Genomic DNA, 15623 nt, shown 5'->3' with positions numbered 1-15623 from the left:
AATAACTCGTTGGGAAAGGTGCGTTGAACGTTTTACGGCTCTTGTCCACCTTGCTTTTTCTATGATTTTGTTGAGAAGAGTTATAAAAATTGCCCATTAATTATGAAATGAGTTCTAACTACTTAATTTTATAGTAGTTTTGGAGGCCATTTTTACAAAATATTAGTTTGTAATTTCCTCACTGCGCAAACAGTTTTCAAAAATTTCCGCATTTAACATTTTCGATAATAAAAGTTATAGTGCTATAACTTTTATTATTTACCATAGATAAGTATTTGAGAACGTTAATGAAGTCCTCCTACTTTGGTCAAAATCCGAAAATATAGATAAGTTTAAGTACGTCAGCAGGTTCACAGCGAAGTCCTCACGGGTGATCTCCCGGGTCGTGATCTTGTACATCGGCCAGGCCCTCCTGAGCAGCAGCATGAGCAGCAGCTTGCCTGTCCCCGTCGGGACGGTCGTGAAAAGCATCGTGCTGGTCAGCGGATTGATATCGCTAACGCTTGCCGTATGCGGGTTTTCCGCCGTTCCGGTGACAGGCGGGAGCGCCAGGCCCACCAGCGGGGCCGCCGCCGTGATCGCCTCGCTGACGCGTGCGTTCTCCGACTTCCCGATCTTCCCGCAGGCCGCGAAACACAAGGCTGTCAGGATCATGTTCAGCCTGTGGAACGTCCTTCCGTCGGACCGCCTGAACGACTTTTCCGGCGCCGCCAGGACCTTGCGTGAACCGACCGACAGCGGCATGTCCCCTTTCGGCACCGAGAGCGCCGTTTCCCTGGCCCTGCAGGCCAGCGTCGCGGCATGCGCCAGCCCCATGTAAAGCCGCATGCCCTCTTCCTCGTCGCAGCCAAGGGCGTAGAGCCAGAGCACGTAGTTCATGGGCATCGTCACCCAGTCGCCGGAACTTTCCGGGAGCCGCATAAGCAACTCCTCGAATTTGTTTGCAAAAGAGACACCGGGGACTTCGAATTCCGCCCTGTACCCGTCCCTGGTCACCTTGGCCAGCTCCACCAGCCTCCTGGCCCAGGCAGGATCCTCCGTCCTGTTCCTGAGCGAGACTTTCCCTGCATCCACGCGTACTTTCGCGCCCTTGCGCATGATAACCTACCTTTTTGCTATGAAATATGGCAAAATCGCCGATTTCCCAAGATTGGCAAGGGGTTTCAGGCATTTTTACCCGGCATTCGGACGTGGTCGTTTGCCGTCTTCCCGGACACCCTCGGGTTCTTATAACGCGCGGCTACCTGATTTTCGACGGACGTGGCATCGGACATGGCAAAATTTCGCACAGAATTGCCTCTATGAGCTTTCAAATGCAATTTTGCATACCGGGGATAGCTGGCAAGTCAAAAAATCGCTTAGAATTAAAATACGAGCGATTTTTTTGGCATATCGCATTTTCAGCACGATACGCAGCATCGGACATAGCCCAAAACGGGCCGCAAACGGCTCAAGGAGCTTCGAAACGCCCCTGGCCCGTACCGAGCACGGACACGGCCCTTTCGGCGCTCAGGACGCACCCTCACGCGATTTCGCCGACTGAGCCTCCGGCATCGTCAGGTCCCCGATACCGCTGAGCCCCGGACACTGTCTCCGGCAATCTTCTTGGCAGCGTAATATCCTGAAAAATCAAGGAGCCCCGGATGTTCAGAAGAGCCCGCCGGCTCGCCGGCACAGCGGCGCAGATCTTCGCTTCGCCAAGCGTCACCCCCGAACCCCCCGTTAACAGTGACAGCAACTTTACTTCAACTCTTAATCAGACTGCATCTACTGTAATTCAAACTGCAAATCAAAGTAACAGTGCAACTATAAACGGCAATGATATGAGTAAGACAAATATCCTTCAGACCCCCGTCCCTCCCCAGGCGACACCTTCCACCGGACATGGTGTGAAGACGGCATCAGGTGCTGTCATGCGCTCCGTCCTCGAAGACATCCTGTCCAAGACGGCGAGCCGCGAAGTCCTCGCGGGCTGGGCCGCGGGCAATTTCGGCACGTTCGCCAATACGGCGGGGACGGGGTTCAAAGACACGTTCAGAAACACCGCCGGACGCGTCAATGCCGGCGCGGCACGGGCGGCGGAAGCGGCACAGGAGCGTGCGAAGAGAGCCAAAGAGTTCCTTGGCAGGCACAAGCGTGGCGTCGCCGGACTCGGTGGTCTTGGGGGCGTAGGCGCCGGTGCCGCCTTCCTTACCCCGGAGATCGCGGAGACACTGTCCCAGACGGCGCGCAGCGGCTACGTCTACGGACGTCGCGCCATGCGTCTGGACGATGCCGTGAGCGCGGCCAACGGGACAGACAGGGAGGGGCGGTAGATGGCCAAGACATTCGCCCAGTATCTTATCGACAAGACCCTGCCGCCGGACATGGCCATCACGAGGCAGGTGGACAAGTCCTACCTCAACGAGCTGCTCGGCGAGGTGGCGCGCCGGTACCCTGACCGCTACGACGCGACCGTCTCGGCCCTGAAAAAGCTCGGCGACACCTTCTCCACCATGGAGCCCGTGACCATGGGCCTTCGGGAGATCGAGGTGCCGAACAGGGAGAAGCGTGACGCCATCATCAAAAAGTACACGGAACTGGTGAAGAAGGATCGCGGTGATGACGACAAGGTCATCGGCCACCTTACGAACCTGCAGATGGACCTGGCGAAGAACGATCTGGACGGGTCGAAGGACGACGCCTCCGTCATGGTCCGCTCGGCCCTGACGGGGAACAAGACCCAGCTCATGAAGCTGCGTACCTCCCCCGGCGTCGTCGGGGCCCATGACGGGAGCGTGGTGCCCGAGATCTTTCCCAAGAGCTATGCCGAGGGCGTCGACCCGCTCCATTTCTGGCTCGGTGCCGTGGAATCGCGCCGAAACATCGCCCAGGGCGCCGTATCCACGGCCAAACCCGGCGAGATGCTCAAGGTCTTCAGCAATACCCTGTCCACGTCGGTGGTCTCGTCCGAAGACTGCGGGTCCGAACGCGGCATCCTGCTCGGCACTCGCGATGACGACATCATCGACCGCTACCTTGCCCGTGACGTCGCAACGTACAAGCGCAACGACCTCGTCACGCCGGACATGCAGAAGGACCTGCTGGCTCGCGGCATAACGCAGGTCCTCGTACGCAGTCCGGAGACCTGTGACGGCAAAGGCGGCTCCGTATGCCGGATGTGCATGGGGCTGCGTCCCGGGACAGGGAAGAAGTGGGAGATCGGGGACAACGCCGGTCTGGTCACCGCGGGCAGCCTTGGCGAGCCGCTTACCCAGATGACGCTCTCTTCGAAACACTCCACGTCCATGGCCGTGAAGCATGAGGGCCTGCGTGGCGAGGCGGGCTTCCGCCAGTTCGTGGAATCGCCGAAGAACTACCCCAATGGCAAAGTCCTGTGCGAGGTCATCGGCACTGTCTTCCGCATCAGGCAGGCGCCGCAGGGCGGCAAGATCATCACCATCCGGCAGACGCGTCCCGTCCCTGAACGCTACATCGTCAATGCCAATCCGACGCCGGGCATGCGCAACCACTGGGACTACCACATCCCTCCGAACCTCAGGCTCGCGGAGGGCGTGGAAGAAGGCGTCGAGGTCTGGCCGGGCAAAGAGCTTTCAACGGGCGTCGACAACCTCAAGGACATCGCCCGCCTGCGGAATCTCGGCTTTGCCCGCAGCGCGGCCGCCCAGAACATGTACGACATCTACAAGGCATCGGGCATGAAGATGGACCGCAGGCACTTCGAGCTCCTGGCCAGGAACGCCCACGCCTATGTGAGGATCATCAAGGCACCAAGATCGTCAGACCTGCTCCCTGGAGATGTGGTCACGTACCAGGAACTTGTGGAGAAGGTGAGATCGCTGCCGTACAGGACGGTGAAGACGGACGCGGCCCTCGGCATGGTCCTGGCGCAGGGTGTCCTGGACCTGACTGTGGGAACTGAAATCGATGCACGCACCCAGCAATATTTACAGCAGAACATGGTCAATGAAGTTCGCGTGACGCAGGAGCTGGAAGTGGCGCCGGAGACGACGCCCCTGACGCGGGTGGTGACGAAGTCGCCCGACTGGCTCTCTGCCATGAACCATCGCTACCTCAAGGACCAGCTTCGTGACGCGGCATCTTACGGCAAGAAAAGCGATATCCACGGATACAATCCCATCGCCGCGTATGCGTACGGCACGGAGCTTGGCCACGGACAGGGCGGGACGTACTGACCCGGCCATGGAACAGGCCGCGCGCCCCGCAGCGCGGCATAACGAAGCACCCAGACAGAGAACACGACATGGCCCTGACCCCAACCGTATTCGTATCCACCGTCGTCAAAGACCAGGTGGGCAAGCCTGTCCAGGGCGCCGTGGTCGAAGCGAAACTCACCACGGTCGACCGCTGGCAGGGCTATGTCGTCCCAAAGAGCTACAAAGGCTTCACAGGGGCTGACGGCATCTGCCGTCTCGCTGTCTTTCCGAACGAACTCGGCACGGAAAGCAGCGAGTACCTCTTCACCGTCAAGCTCCCTGACGGTACGGGCTTCAGCGCTCTGGCCACCGTCCCCAACCATGACTGCCATCTGCACGACATCACGGAACTCGAACCGTACGAGCCGCGCGGTACTGGCGCCGTCATCACATCGGAAGTGGCTGCCTACGCCGACACGGCGGCGAAAGCTTCAAGGGATGCTTTAAAAAGCGCCCAGGAAGCGCGTCTCTTCGCCCTGGATGCAGTACCGGACGAAGACGATCCGCAAAGTTTCGGCTCGGCCAAATACCATGCCGAACACGCCGCCCGATCCGCGAAGGCTGCCGCGGATTGGGCGGAGAGCGGGAACAGCCCCGGCGGTGAAGGCACGAAGTCTTCGAAACGCTGGGCCGAATCGATGACGGAGCACGGTAACTTCTCCGTGTTCCGCATCATCTTCGTCACAAAGCTGTGCCTGCACCGTCTGTCCGTACGTTTCCGCGAGCTCCTGGCCAAGGCCGAGGAAAAGGTCAACGGCTTGATCCTGTCTGTGGAAGGGACGCTGCAGGAGCTCGTCGGCACCGCGTCGTCCCATGCCGACAGGGCGGAGAAGGCTGCTGAAGAGGCCGGTCAGGCACGCGATGAGGCCCTCGAGGTCCTGGACTCTGTCGACCGCTATGCAGCCAGCGCCCAGGAGCATGCGGACAGGGCGGCGAACAAGGCGAACGAAGCTGCGGACAGCGCGAAAGCTGCCGCGGGAAAGGTCGAGGAAGCACGTGGCGTCGTTGCCGATGCGAAGCTGACCTTCGAGAAGGCTTCGTCAGAGGCGATATCCGAAGCGAAGTCCTGGGCTGACAAGGCTGAAACGCAGGCTGAAGAAGCCCGCGTACAGGCCGGCAGGGCACTGGAACACACCGGTACGTCCTGCGAGTGCGCCGAGGATGCGAAGACAGCCCAGAAGCTCGCCGAGAAAGCCCGGGACGACGCCGTCGCCTTTGTCGACAACCTGGTCGTCGCCCGGCGATACAACTGGGTGCAGCAGGCCCCGCTGGCTGAGGGAGACCTGGTGGAAGTGCCGGATCACACCGTCAATGACGGCTCCCTCCTCGTCTGGTGCTCAGGCATGCTGCTGCAGCCCGTTTTTGAATATGAGGAAGTTGACAGGACACATATCCGCGTCCTGTCAGACGTGCCGTACACCACCTTCTGGTGCGCGATCGTCGTCACCGGTCTGGATTACTGGGAAAAGCCGCTCAGTCTGCGCTGGATCCTGTGGGACGACTACCAGAAGGTCATCGACCCGGACTTCCTCTTCGACAGCGGAACGGTCGTCTTTCCTGAAGAGGAAGTCGACTTCTCATACAGACAACCATAACCTCCAAGGTAACTACCATGACTATCATCAAAGGTTTGCTGAAGGACAAGCTGGGCAACCAGCTGTATCCCGAAACCAGTTTCGACCAGGTCAAGGACGATGACGGCAAGACCCTCAAGGTCTGGCGTGGCGAGATCGACGGCAAGGTCACCACCTATGACGGCCTGCTGGGCCCTGACGGCAACATCAAGCTGGAAAAGCTGCCCGAGGTCCTGAGCAAGTTCAAGGGCAGCTTCGCCAATGCCGAAGCCCTGCCCAAGGAAGGCACCGCCGGTGACTACGCCATCTGCAACGACACCGACACCATCTGGGTGTGGGACGCTGAAAAGGCCGGGGCCCCCGGCTGGATCGACACCGGCAAGAAGGGCAACGTCACCAGCGTCAACGGCAAGACAGGCGACCTGACCATCGAGCTGGCCGACCTGGGCGTGACCATCAGTGCCACCGACATCAACGGCCTGCCTGCCAAGGTCGACACCAAGGTGGCCACCGCCGACATCGTCGACAACGTGACTTCCACCGATACCAACAAGCCTCTGTCCGCCAATCAGGGCAAGGTGCTGGACGGCAAGATCACCGCCCTGTCCGGCGTGGTCGACACCAAGGTGGCCACCGCTTCCATCGTCAATGACCTGGCCACCGGCGGCGCCGCCGTGCCCCTGTCCGCTGAACAGGGCAAGGTTCTGGACGGTAAGGTGGCCGCCGCCGCCACCACGGCTGCCGAAGTCGACTTCGCCGTGGTGGAGAACGGTGCCCCGGCTCCCGCCACCCTGCGTGAAGGCGGCATGTACTTCGAAAAGGCTTCCGCGTAGCTGAGGCGTATCCAACCGGAGCATCGAGATATGAGAGGAACCCTGAAGAACAAGCACGGCTCTCCCATCTGGCCTGCAACGGTGGCATCCGCCGTCACCGTCCAGATGGATAATGAGCAGTACCCCCTGGACGCTGTTCTTGCCGCGCTGGATACCGATCCGGTGGAGCATTATTCCGCGTCACGATCCAACGACATCGCCGGCGGCACGTCCTATACCGTGCCGCAATACATCGTCGGGGCCTCTCATATCTCGGTGTATCTGGACGGGCTGAAGTGCGCCCTTGGTACCGACTTCCATGAGGCCGGTACCGAGGGCCAGCCTTCGACCAGTATCACGTTCACGGACACCGTGGACAAAACGACAAGCATCCTCGTCCGTGTCGGGAGGTAAACATGGCCGGCGCTTTTCAAATCCTTAAGCAACTCAAAGAGGCCGGCGATTATATAGCGAACGCGCCTCAGGCTTCCACCGTGGCCCCGAAGGCCCATGGAACGGCGGCGCCCGGCGTGTCCCGAAGCTACGCCCGTGAGGACCATGTCCACCCGAAGCAGACGACGGTGTCCACAGCCTCGAAGCTGGCGGCGAAGCGCAATATCGCCCTGACCGGCGCGGTCACGGGGAGCGCGGACTTTGACGGTTCGGCCGGCATCTCCATTGCCGCCACGCTGACAGGTTTTGATGCTTCAAAGATCACGTCCGGCACCATCGACATCGGGCGTATCCCTGCCGCAGCGCTGGAACGTCTGGTCGTTGTCGCCGACGTGGCCGCTCTGCTCAAGCTCAAGAGCACCGATGTCCAGACAGGGGACACCGTACAGATCACGGCCGCTTCCAGTATCAACGGTGTATCCTACCCGGCCAAGGCCATGTTCCGCGTGACGGACGGCGCTGTTTTTACCGGGTCGCAGACAGAGCAGACGGTGAGTGGCGCCCTTGTCGTGTACACGGCAGGTGCCGCGGCATCCGTGCCGTGGTCCGGCGTAACGGGAAAGCCGTCGACGTTTGCTCCGTCCGCGCACGATCACAGCGCGGATAACATCACGTCCGGTACGCTGGCCGCCGTCCGTGGCGGAACAGGGCGTACCGACGGCAAGGCCGTGGCCCTGGCCACAGCCCGTACGATCTCCCTTACCGGGGACGTCACAGGATCCGCGTCGTTCGACGGTTCGAAGAATGTCAGCATCACGGCGAAGCGGAAGAACGCCACTACGCAGCATTCCGCGTCCGGTACGCGGTCATCCGTCATCGCCGCCAACGCGGACTATACCGTGCCGTCGTACATCGTCGGTTCCGGGCACCTGAAGGTATACCTTGACGGCGTGATGTGCGCCGGCGGCGATAACGCAGATACGTGTACCTACAAGGAAGTGGGACCGTCCGGCTCGGCCTCGACGCTCATTCGGTTTTACCAGGATATTCCCGCGACGATGGACGTGCTGGCGACCGTGTAGGAGCCTGTTGAAAAATGCGTCGATGTGATTGATAATCCATCCAGTCAGGTGTGCGACTGGATGGATGGCTCCTGGCCATCAAAAAGAGCAACAGATTGTGCGTATCATCCAGCGCGCCTTGGCAGATCCACACATGAATGGATCTGCCAAGGCGCGCTGGATGATACTCTGGAAAATCAAACACGGCTGGGACAAGCATGGATCATATTACGCATTTTCACATTGACAAATTCAAGTCACTGCACAACTTCACCATACCGTTTCCGCCCTCACCAAATAATACATTCCTGTGCCTGATTGGCAAAAATGGATCCGGGAAATCGACTGTTCTGCAAGCCATCGATTTTGCTGGTGAGATTTTTCGTGGCAAGATTTCGCCCTGGTTGAAGTCCAGAAACTGGGAAAAGCGGGATATATCCTCATTTCAAAGACTGCAAAATATCAACCTTGATATTGAAGGCCGTTTTAATGGACACACTGTAAACTGGTCTTCTTCCTTTAACATTCAGCAGCTCAGATGCACGCAGGAAAAAATCAGAATAGACGGTAATACGGTATTTTCTGTTGCGGACGGGAAATACAGATTCTTTGGTGAAAACGAAGTAAAGAATATATTTACCTACGAAGGGTCCATTCTCAGCATCCTTGACAAAGAAATTCTTGAAGACAGGGGCCTGACAGCCTTTTGTGCTTTCATGAAGAAGATGTATTCGTTCGATACATTGAACTCAAAGCAGCTGCGTATGCGAACGCGCCCAGTTGATGCTGATACCAATATCGGCAGGGGCGGTGAATTTCTTTCCGGCAAGATTGCCACATTTTCTGCCGGACAGATCAAAGAACTTCTTGCCAAGGTATGTGAGTTCTATCCGTGGATCATTAACATATACACGTCATCCTTGCGCGGTGGCTGGAAAGAACTCTTTTTTGTGGAAAAAAGTGCGGATGGTGGTACGCACAGATTTTCTTCGCAAAACTCATGCGACGGACTGCTCAGGCTTGTTGGTTTCCTGACGGAATTTATGACGTCCGACACTTTTATCGTGTTTGATGAAATTGAAAATGGCTTCAATCCTGAGATTATGGAAAAGCTCGTCCGTATGATCACGGACTTTCCCACGCAGATAATCATAACGACGCATAATCCTGTCATCATCAATTACATGCAAGAGGATATCGCCATAGAAAGCACGCTTCTTGTCTACAGGAAACAGGATGGTACCACCGGCATTCGACGCTTCTTTGAAATTCCTGAGGTCAGTGAACGCCTGAGTTACCTCAGTCCTGGCGAGGTGTTTCTTGATGTAGATATAGATGACGTCCTGATCGATGCGGAATTAGTGTAGCTTGGAATATACCATGCTTATTCTCGTCAGCGGAGAAGGTCCGACAGATATTGGCAAGGCATCCGGAAATTATGATCTTTACGCCCCAGGCTCTTGGGATCCCGGTCCAATGGCATATTTCATAAACTCTATTATATACAATACTCTAAATTTTGAACCACTCGACTCTATGTCAATGTGGTTTATACCTGAAGTATCTTTGAACAGTATTTCCAGAACTCTAAAACCAATGGCGCTTGGGCAAAATAAGGAGTTCAGGAAGGCTGCGAGAGTACTCCTCGCTAGCGCTGTCAAACTGTCTCAGGAAACAAACTGCGAAGTTCTGCCAATTCTTTTTCGGGATGCCGATGGAAGCCGTAGCCAAAGAAGTTTGGGGCGCTGGAAAGAGAAACACGATAGCATTGCCTTCTGCATGGACAGGAAACAGGAGGTAATGCATGTGTGTCCTATGCTGCCAAACCCTAAGTCAGAGGTATGGTTGCTTTGCGCTCTAAAAAATAACTACCAATCGTGCAATCAGCTTGAAGATATTTCCGGCAATGATAACAGCCCAAACAGTGCAAAATCAATACTTCGAGAATGCCTTGGAACTGAGGCTACGCAGGAATGCCTTGTAGAGCTCATGAAAGAAAGTGTCATCAGACCTGAGGCAATCAACATGCCATCCTTCAATGCCTGGAAGGATGATCTTTCCAGTATGGCAATGACAAATGTGAAAGACAGAGAGTTGCCGGACCAAGCCTTGCGGAATCTCCGCGAAATCGCCGCATCCGTCCGCATTGGAGGTATGTAACATCCGGAGCTGTGGCCCTTCTCCTGACTGTCCTGCTGCGTTCGTGCAGCTAGCGATATTGGATAAGGTTCGACCCCGGTAGTTCGGCAAAAACTACCGGGGCCGCTGAAACTTGAACCCTAACAGGTTTGGGTGAGGCGCGGGGTTCGCGCAGGGCGGTGGGTGTTAGCACCACTCACCGCCCTTTTTTTGTAAGCATACCGGCAAAGTCATGTCAAGTATTTTGCCTGACGCGCCGCTCTGTCAGGCCTGCCACAAACAGCCTCCGTTCCATGAAGAGACGGCTTTGTCGGCGAGAATGGCCTGTCATCCAGCTCGTTTCTGGTGATATAGGCGATATCATGAGGAATATTTTCAGGCATCTGACTGTCTCCGTTTGGCGCTGAAGTATTCCTTCATCTTTGCCAACGACACACGGCCGCAAACACGGTACCTGACGAAGAGTGCGACCAAGTGTCCAACTTGCACTCTTCCTTGCACTCTTCGGACAGTTCGTGCGCTGAAATATTTCATAACTTGCTTATTTTAATGAATAACAGCAAAAATACGAAGAGTGCACCATAACTTGACAATCTGCACTCTTCCCTGCACTCTTCGGTAAAGTACACGGATACCCGAGGAGATGCACATGCTGGATACGGATGAAATAATCAGTCATATCCACAGATTACGAAAAATCGGACAGGATACGCAAACGTGCGAAGTCAAGGAAGCGGCCGGCAAGCTGCCTTCTTCCGTCCCGGAGACCATGTCCGCATTCGCCAACGGGGAAGGCGGGCTGTTCCTGCTTGGCCTTTCGGAAAAGGAGCGGTTCGCGCCCGTGGATGGCTTTAACGCCGCGAGCATTCAGAATGCCATGGTGTCCGCAGGCGAAAAACTCACCCCCGTCGTTCGTCCCGACATGGAGATCATTCCGTTCGAGAGCCACAACATCCTGGCGGCCTGGATATACCCAAAGGCCATAGAGGACCGTCCGTGCTATGTGACGGCCCAGGGCATGTACCGCGGCTCATACATACGCACAGGTGATGGGGACAGGCGTCTGAGCAGGTACGAGATAGACCGCATGCTCGAGGCGAACAGGCAGCCATGCTGGGACGCGGAGGTCGTCATGGAGGCCACAACGGATGACCTTGATCCGTACATGCTGCGGGATCTTATTGCCAGGCAAAAGGCGCTGCATCCCCGTATTTTTGCGGCCATGCCGGATGAAGAGATCATGAAGAGTCTGCGCATCGTCGAGGAGGTGGACGGTGTCCTTCACCCCACGCTGGCAGGCTTGCTTGCCCTCGGGATCTATCCTCAAAAATATTTTCCGTCCCTGACGGTGAGTTTTTCACGCTATCAGGATACAGCCAACAGTGCCGGTACACCAGCAAGCGACGAGCGTTTTGTGGACAGCAGGACGATCGTCGGGTCCATACCCGTCATGATAGCCGAAGCTCTGGACTGCGTACGCAGGAATATGCATATAGGCGCTGTGATAGACGGTGCTTTCCGGAGAGAGCTTCCGGACTATCCGCTCATAGCCGTACGCGAGGCCATTGCCAACGCCCTGCAGCATCGTGACTACTCTCCTGAAGGCAGGGCGTCTTCCGTGAGTCTCACCATGTATGCCGACTGTCTTGAGGTACTGAATCCTGGCGGATTGTATGGCCGCGTCGCCATCGAGGATCTGGGAAAACCAGGCATCGTCGCCACCAGGAACCAGTTCCTGTCCAATATCCTGGAGACGACGCCATTCCCCGGTGAGGGTTTTGTGGTTGAAAATCGTGGCAGCGGAATACGAACCATCAATCTGTCCCTGGAACAGGCGGATATGTACCCGGCTGAGATGCACTCCACACTGAACAATTTCCGTATAGTCTTCTCGAAAAGAAGAAGAACGAAGTCAGAAAAGGAGCGCGTTCCGGGCAAGGAACTTGAGCAGGCCCTCATTGATGAGATTTCCCGGTCAGGTCCTCTCAGTGTGACCGAAATAGTCGAGCGATCCGGTCTGTCAAAATCCACCGTGAGCACAAGGGTGAAACGGCTTGTGGCAACCGGTATCCTCGAGCCTATGGAAGTACGGCACAGCCCGAAGCAGCGTTACCGCCTTGTGCGGTAGTATCAGCCTGCCGGCAAGCTGACGAAGAGTGCGACCAAGTGTCCAACTTGTACTCTTGCCTGTACTCTTCCACCACACACGCCTTTTGGCATGTTGACAGAAATGGCAAAGTATGTACTTATATTTGTACAGAAGGAGGTGCATATGTCGCAGGCCATCACTTATACCGAGGCACGGCAAAATCTTGCGGAAACCATGAACCGTGTCTGTGACCACCACGAGCCTGTCATCATCACTCGCCAGAAGTCTCCCTCCGTGGTGCTGATGTCCCTGGAGGACTATAACGCCATCATGGAGACAGCCTATCTGCTGCGTTCCCCGGCCAATGCCGCCCGGTTGCGGGAAGCATTGCACGCCGCTGACGTGAGCAAGACCGTACAGCATGACCTTAAGGATTAGCACCATGCTGCTGACCTGGACGCCCCAGGCGTGGGACGATTACCTGTACTGGCAGGCGACCGACAAACGGACGCTGAAGCGCATCAATGAGCTGCTGCGTGATGCGCTCCGCAATCCGTTTGAAGGCCTTGGCAAGCCGGAGCCGCTCCGCTTTGACCTTGCGGGATGCTGGTCCCGTCGCATCAATCAGGAAGACCGCCTTGTGTATCGCCTTGACGAGCAGGGTGCGGCTCTGATCGTCCTCCAATGCCGCTACCATTATTGACCGCTCGCACACGACGCGGTTTCATCTCCTGAATCTCTGTCTCCCCGCAAAGCAATATTTATCCGGCAACCACCTGGTTGCTCCGAAATTTTGCCTACCAGGAGACATATCCCATGGCTTTCCCCAATCTTCTCAAGCGCCTTTTCGATACGAACGGAGCAGGCGTCACCCTGCGTGGCGACATCATGCCATTCAGCGCGGAAGCGCCCAAGGCCGGCGGCACTGCCTCCGCGGGTACGTCCAACACCGTTGCCCGCGGCGACCATGTGCACCCGGCACAGACGATCGGCACGGCGTCCGGAACTGTTTCCGGTACGACGAAGCTCAGCGATGCCACCAACAGCACGTCCGGTGCCGATTCCGGTGTGGCTGCCACTCCCAAGGCAGTGAAGGCCGCGTATGACAAGGCCGTTGAGGCAAAGAACGCCGCTGATGCAGCTGCCAGCTCTATCGATCCGTGGAATATTTTCCCCATGCGCGTGCCTATTGCCGTTGACGGCGTGACCTTCGGCGGGAGCGACGGCCGTCGTGCCATCATGCCCGGGGAGACAGTGGCCCGTGAGAACTGGATCATCTGTGACGGTGGCAGCGACGGCAATGGCGGCTCTGTGCCGAATTTGCTGGGACGCATGATTCTGGGCGCGTCGGATTCCGTGCCCGCTGGCTCAACTGGCGGCTCTGAGACCCATACGCACAGTATTTCCGGCACTGTGGGCAGCACGACCCTCACCGTGGCTCAACTGGCCAGCCATACACATAAATGTAACCAGGGGACTACGGACAATGGTAGTGGACGCTTTACAGGCGGTGGTGATTATGAGGGGGTTGATCTGACCACATATTCCACCGGTGGCTCAAAACCCCACACTCACAATCTTTCCGGGGCATCTGGTGAGGCGCAGAGCCTGCCGCCTTACTATGCTTTGGCGCTGATCATGAGATGCGCATGATGTATGCGAGGGAATAGTACGGCGGTAGGGAACTGACCTCCCCGGACTCCCCAGACAGGCTGTGCGTATGAGGCTGAGAACCGCCAGCATCATTGGTGTAGCAAGACGCATCGATTGGCCCATTGCTCTCAGCTACACGCGCCCCAGCCGCCGAATAGTCGGCAGGTGTCAATTTATGTTTGTGGACTGCCAGCTGCTCCACGGTAAGCGTGGTCTCGCCGACAGTGCCGGAAAGGCTGGCCGAAGGCCCACGCAGGCCACGCCAGCCGCCGGATCAGGCTGTCCGCATGATGTATGTCAAGGCATAGTACGGCGGCAGACTGGAGGCACTGCCGGCCTTGGCTCCAGTCAGGCTGTGGGTGTGGGACTGGCTACCGCCGGTAGCATCGGTCGTTTGTTTTCCAGAGTTCGCACTGCCCCTGGCTTCTGCGATATCGCCATAAGTGCCCTTGTTGAACGTATGAGTATGGCTCGGCATCTGTGTTACCGTCAGCGTCGTGGCCCCCACAGTGCCGGAAATACTGTTACATTTCTCCAAAAAAGCAACAAAAAGGAAGTGTTATGTTTTTTAAGCTGATGTCACACGGAATGCAGAAAATTTCCGAAGACGAGGTACTGGCTGCGGCCGAGAAAATTAAAGCATCCCGATCCGGCGGACAGGAAGGTGGTCACGGAATAGACACCCCCACGTTACTCCCTTGCCAGATGCCTTCCTATATTCATTCCATTAGCCCCCATTCTCACACCTTCAACCCCTGTGGAGGTTGCTACCATGCCCACTGTCACTGTTGTCCCCACCGATAGTCTGATCATCGTCGATGGCAAGGTCCTCGTTTTCCCGTTTGACGCCCCGACAAATCTGCATGCCCTGCAATGGCGTGGGGACACTGGCCATACCGAGTGGACGGACGGCCCCAACAAGCCGCTGACTGCCGGGGACTACGACAAACAGGTAGCCCCGTATGTGGCCCTGTGGGAAGAGGAGAAAAGACGGCTGGAAGCCGAAGCAGCAGCCGCCGAGGAAGTCTACAACTCCCTGGAGAACGTGAAGGCCCGCAAACTCGCCACCATCGACGCCCAGACCTCTTCTGCCATCATGGCCGGGTTCGAGTGCGAGGCCACCCCGCCGGATACCAACACGCTGGAGCTGCTGCACTTCTCCTACGACAGTTTTGACCAGCAGAACTTCGCCGACGCGGCTGTGTCCATGCAGCTCGCGACGGCCAGCGATGGCGGTATCCCCACAACCACGCCCTGGAATGCCTACCGTAACCACACAGCGGACAGCAAAGGCGACCTGGTTATCTTGCAGTTGACCGCCGAGACCTTCCTGCCCATCTATGCGGCCGCGCTGAACCACAAGGCAACGAAAATGGCCGAGGGCGGGCAGCGCAAGGCCGCCGTGGCCGCTGCGCAGACGGTGGAAGAGGTGGAGGCTATCTGATAGGCCATTTAGCGATCACTTTATCAGCTGGTCCTAATTTTACAGGCAATGCAGACAAAAAAGCCCGGTCCTGGGGGGACCGGGCAAGGAGGAGCACCACGGGCGGTACAGGCATGGTGCTCCTTATCGTCTAAGGCTGCCACATTTGGAGACGATTATCTTATTAAGAGAATGTCCGGCATACACCTTGCTATACCAGTTTTCTCCAAAGGATACAGGCCAAAGCAAGGTAAAGTAGCCC

Annotated in this window: 14 protein-coding genes; 13 read left to right on the top strand and 1 reads right to left on the bottom strand. The window is 57.0% G+C overall.

The features are described from left to right. Positions 1-258: 258 nt before the first annotated feature. The gene (locus HF854_RS10710) at positions 259-1098 is read right to left on the bottom strand and encodes a hypothetical protein (RefSeq protein WP_168936275.1); all 840 of its coding nucleotides are present in this window, start codon (positions 1096-1098) and stop codon (positions 259-261) included. 725 nt (positions 1099-1823) lie between these two features. On the opposite strand from HF854_RS10710, the gene HF854_RS10705 reads away from it, so the two are divergent. The 13 genes from HF854_RS10705 to HF854_RS10645 all read left to right on the top strand — a co-directional run bounded on the left by HF854_RS10705 (position 1824) and on the right by HF854_RS10645 (position 15382). Continuing rightward, positions 1824-2315, top strand: a complete 492-nt coding sequence (locus HF854_RS10705) for a hypothetical protein (protein WP_168936274.1) — start codon at positions 1824-1826, stop codon at positions 2313-2315. Next, a complete protein-coding gene (locus HF854_RS10700; protein ID WP_168936273.1) occupies positions 2316-4196 on the top strand; it encodes a DNA-directed RNA polymerase subunit beta' in 1881 nt (626 codons plus the stop codon). It begins immediately after the preceding gene. 68 nt (positions 4197-4264) lie between these two features. Then, positions 4265-5812 (top strand): hypothetical protein, encoded by a 1548-nt coding sequence (locus HF854_RS10695; protein WP_168936272.1) that lies wholly within the window; start codon positions 4265-4267, stop codon positions 5810-5812. A gap of 17 nt (positions 5813-5829) precedes the next feature. After that, positions 5830-6624, top strand: a complete 795-nt coding sequence (locus HF854_RS10690) for a hypothetical protein (protein ID WP_168936271.1) — start codon at positions 5830-5832, stop codon at positions 6622-6624. Between the two features lie 30 nt (positions 6625-6654). Next, positions 6655-7017: a hypothetical protein gene (locus HF854_RS10685; RefSeq protein ID WP_168936270.1), complete on the top strand. Its 363-nt coding sequence runs from the start codon at positions 6655-6657 to the stop codon at positions 7015-7017. Positions 7018-7019: 2 nt separating this feature from the next. Then, positions 7020-8078, top strand: coding sequence for a hypothetical protein (locus tag HF854_RS10680; RefSeq protein ID WP_168936263.1), 1059 nt, complete (start codon positions 7020-7022; stop codon positions 8076-8078). Between the two features lie 197 nt (positions 8079-8275). Further along, positions 8276-9424, top strand: a complete 1149-nt coding sequence (locus HF854_RS10675) for an AAA family ATPase (RefSeq protein ID WP_168936269.1) — start codon at positions 8276-8278, stop codon at positions 9422-9424. A gap of 13 nt (positions 9425-9437) precedes the next feature. Then, on the top strand, positions 9438-10217 hold the full coding sequence (locus tag HF854_RS10670; protein ID WP_168936268.1) for a hypothetical protein: 780 nt from the start codon (positions 9438-9440) through the stop codon (positions 10215-10217). Between the two features lie 628 nt (positions 10218-10845). After that, on the top strand, positions 10846-12324 hold the full coding sequence (locus HF854_RS10665; protein WP_168936267.1) for an ATP-binding protein: 1479 nt from the start codon (positions 10846-10848) through the stop codon (positions 12322-12324). Positions 12325-12468: 144 nt separating this feature from the next. After that, entirely contained in the window at positions 12469-12723 is a 255-nt protein-coding gene (locus HF854_RS10660) for a type II toxin-antitoxin system Phd/YefM family antitoxin (protein WP_168936266.1), read from the top strand. Positions 12724-12727: 4 nt separating this feature from the next. Continuing rightward, positions 12728-12988, top strand: coding sequence for a Txe/YoeB family addiction module toxin (locus tag HF854_RS10655; protein ID WP_168936265.1), 261 nt, complete (start codon positions 12728-12730; stop codon positions 12986-12988). 113 nt (positions 12989-13101) lie between these two features. Further along, a complete protein-coding gene (locus HF854_RS12545; protein WP_205906108.1) occupies positions 13102-13938 on the top strand; it encodes a tail fiber protein in 837 nt (278 codons plus the stop codon). A 772-nt stretch (positions 13939-14710) separates the two neighbouring features. Beyond that, positions 14711-15382 (top strand): DUF4376 domain-containing protein, encoded by a 672-nt coding sequence (locus HF854_RS10645; RefSeq protein ID WP_168936264.1) that lies wholly within the window; start codon positions 14711-14713, stop codon positions 15380-15382. Positions 15383-15623: the final 241 nt, after the last annotated feature.

This window comes from Desulfovibrio piger, from assembly GCF_012843875.1.
GTDB lineage: Bacteria > Desulfobacterota > Desulfovibrionia > Desulfovibrionales > Desulfovibrionaceae > Desulfovibrio.
The sequence above is the reverse complement of the archived record's forward strand: the minus strand, read 5'-3'. Positions and strand labels throughout refer to the sequence as shown.

Coding starts and splice junctions, on each gene's coding strand:
- HF854_RS10685 (WP_168936270.1), top strand. CDS start 6,655: ATGAGAGGAACCCTGAAGAACAAGCACGGCTCTCCCATCTGGCCTGCA.
- HF854_RS10670 (WP_168936268.1), top strand. CDS start 9,438: ATGCTTATTCTCGTCAGCGGAGAAGGTCCGACAGATATTGGCAAGGCA.
- HF854_RS10655 (WP_168936265.1), top strand. CDS start 12,728: ATGCTGCTGACCTGGACGCCCCAGGCGTGGGACGATTACCTGTACTGG.
- HF854_RS10690 (WP_168936271.1), top strand. CDS start 5,830: ATGACTATCATCAAAGGTTTGCTGAAGGACAAGCTGGGCAACCAGCTG.
- HF854_RS10695 (WP_168936272.1), top strand. CDS start 4,265: ATGGCCCTGACCCCAACCGTATTCGTATCCACCGTCGTCAAAGACCAG.
- HF854_RS10645 (WP_168936264.1), top strand. CDS start 14,711: ATGCCCACTGTCACTGTTGTCCCCACCGATAGTCTGATCATCGTCGAT.
- HF854_RS10675 (WP_168936269.1), top strand. CDS start 8,276: ATGGATCATATTACGCATTTTCACATTGACAAATTCAAGTCACTGCAC.
- HF854_RS10680 (WP_168936263.1), top strand. CDS start 7,020: ATGGCCGGCGCTTTTCAAATCCTTAAGCAACTCAAAGAGGCCGGCGAT.
- HF854_RS10700 (WP_168936273.1), top strand. CDS start 2,316: ATGGCCAAGACATTCGCCCAGTATCTTATCGACAAGACCCTGCCGCCG.
- HF854_RS10660 (WP_168936266.1), top strand. CDS start 12,469: ATGTCGCAGGCCATCACTTATACCGAGGCACGGCAAAATCTTGCGGAA.
- HF854_RS10665 (WP_168936267.1), top strand. CDS start 10,846: ATGCTGGATACGGATGAAATAATCAGTCATATCCACAGATTACGAAAA.
- HF854_RS12545 (WP_205906108.1), top strand. CDS start 13,102: ATGGCTTTCCCCAATCTTCTCAAGCGCCTTTTCGATACGAACGGAGCA.
- HF854_RS10710 (WP_168936275.1), bottom strand. CDS start 1,098: ATGCGCAAGGGCGCGAAAGTACGCGTGGATGCAGGGAAAGTCTCGCTC.
- HF854_RS10705 (WP_168936274.1), top strand. CDS start 1,824: ATGAGTAAGACAAATATCCTTCAGACCCCCGTCCCTCCCCAGGCGACA.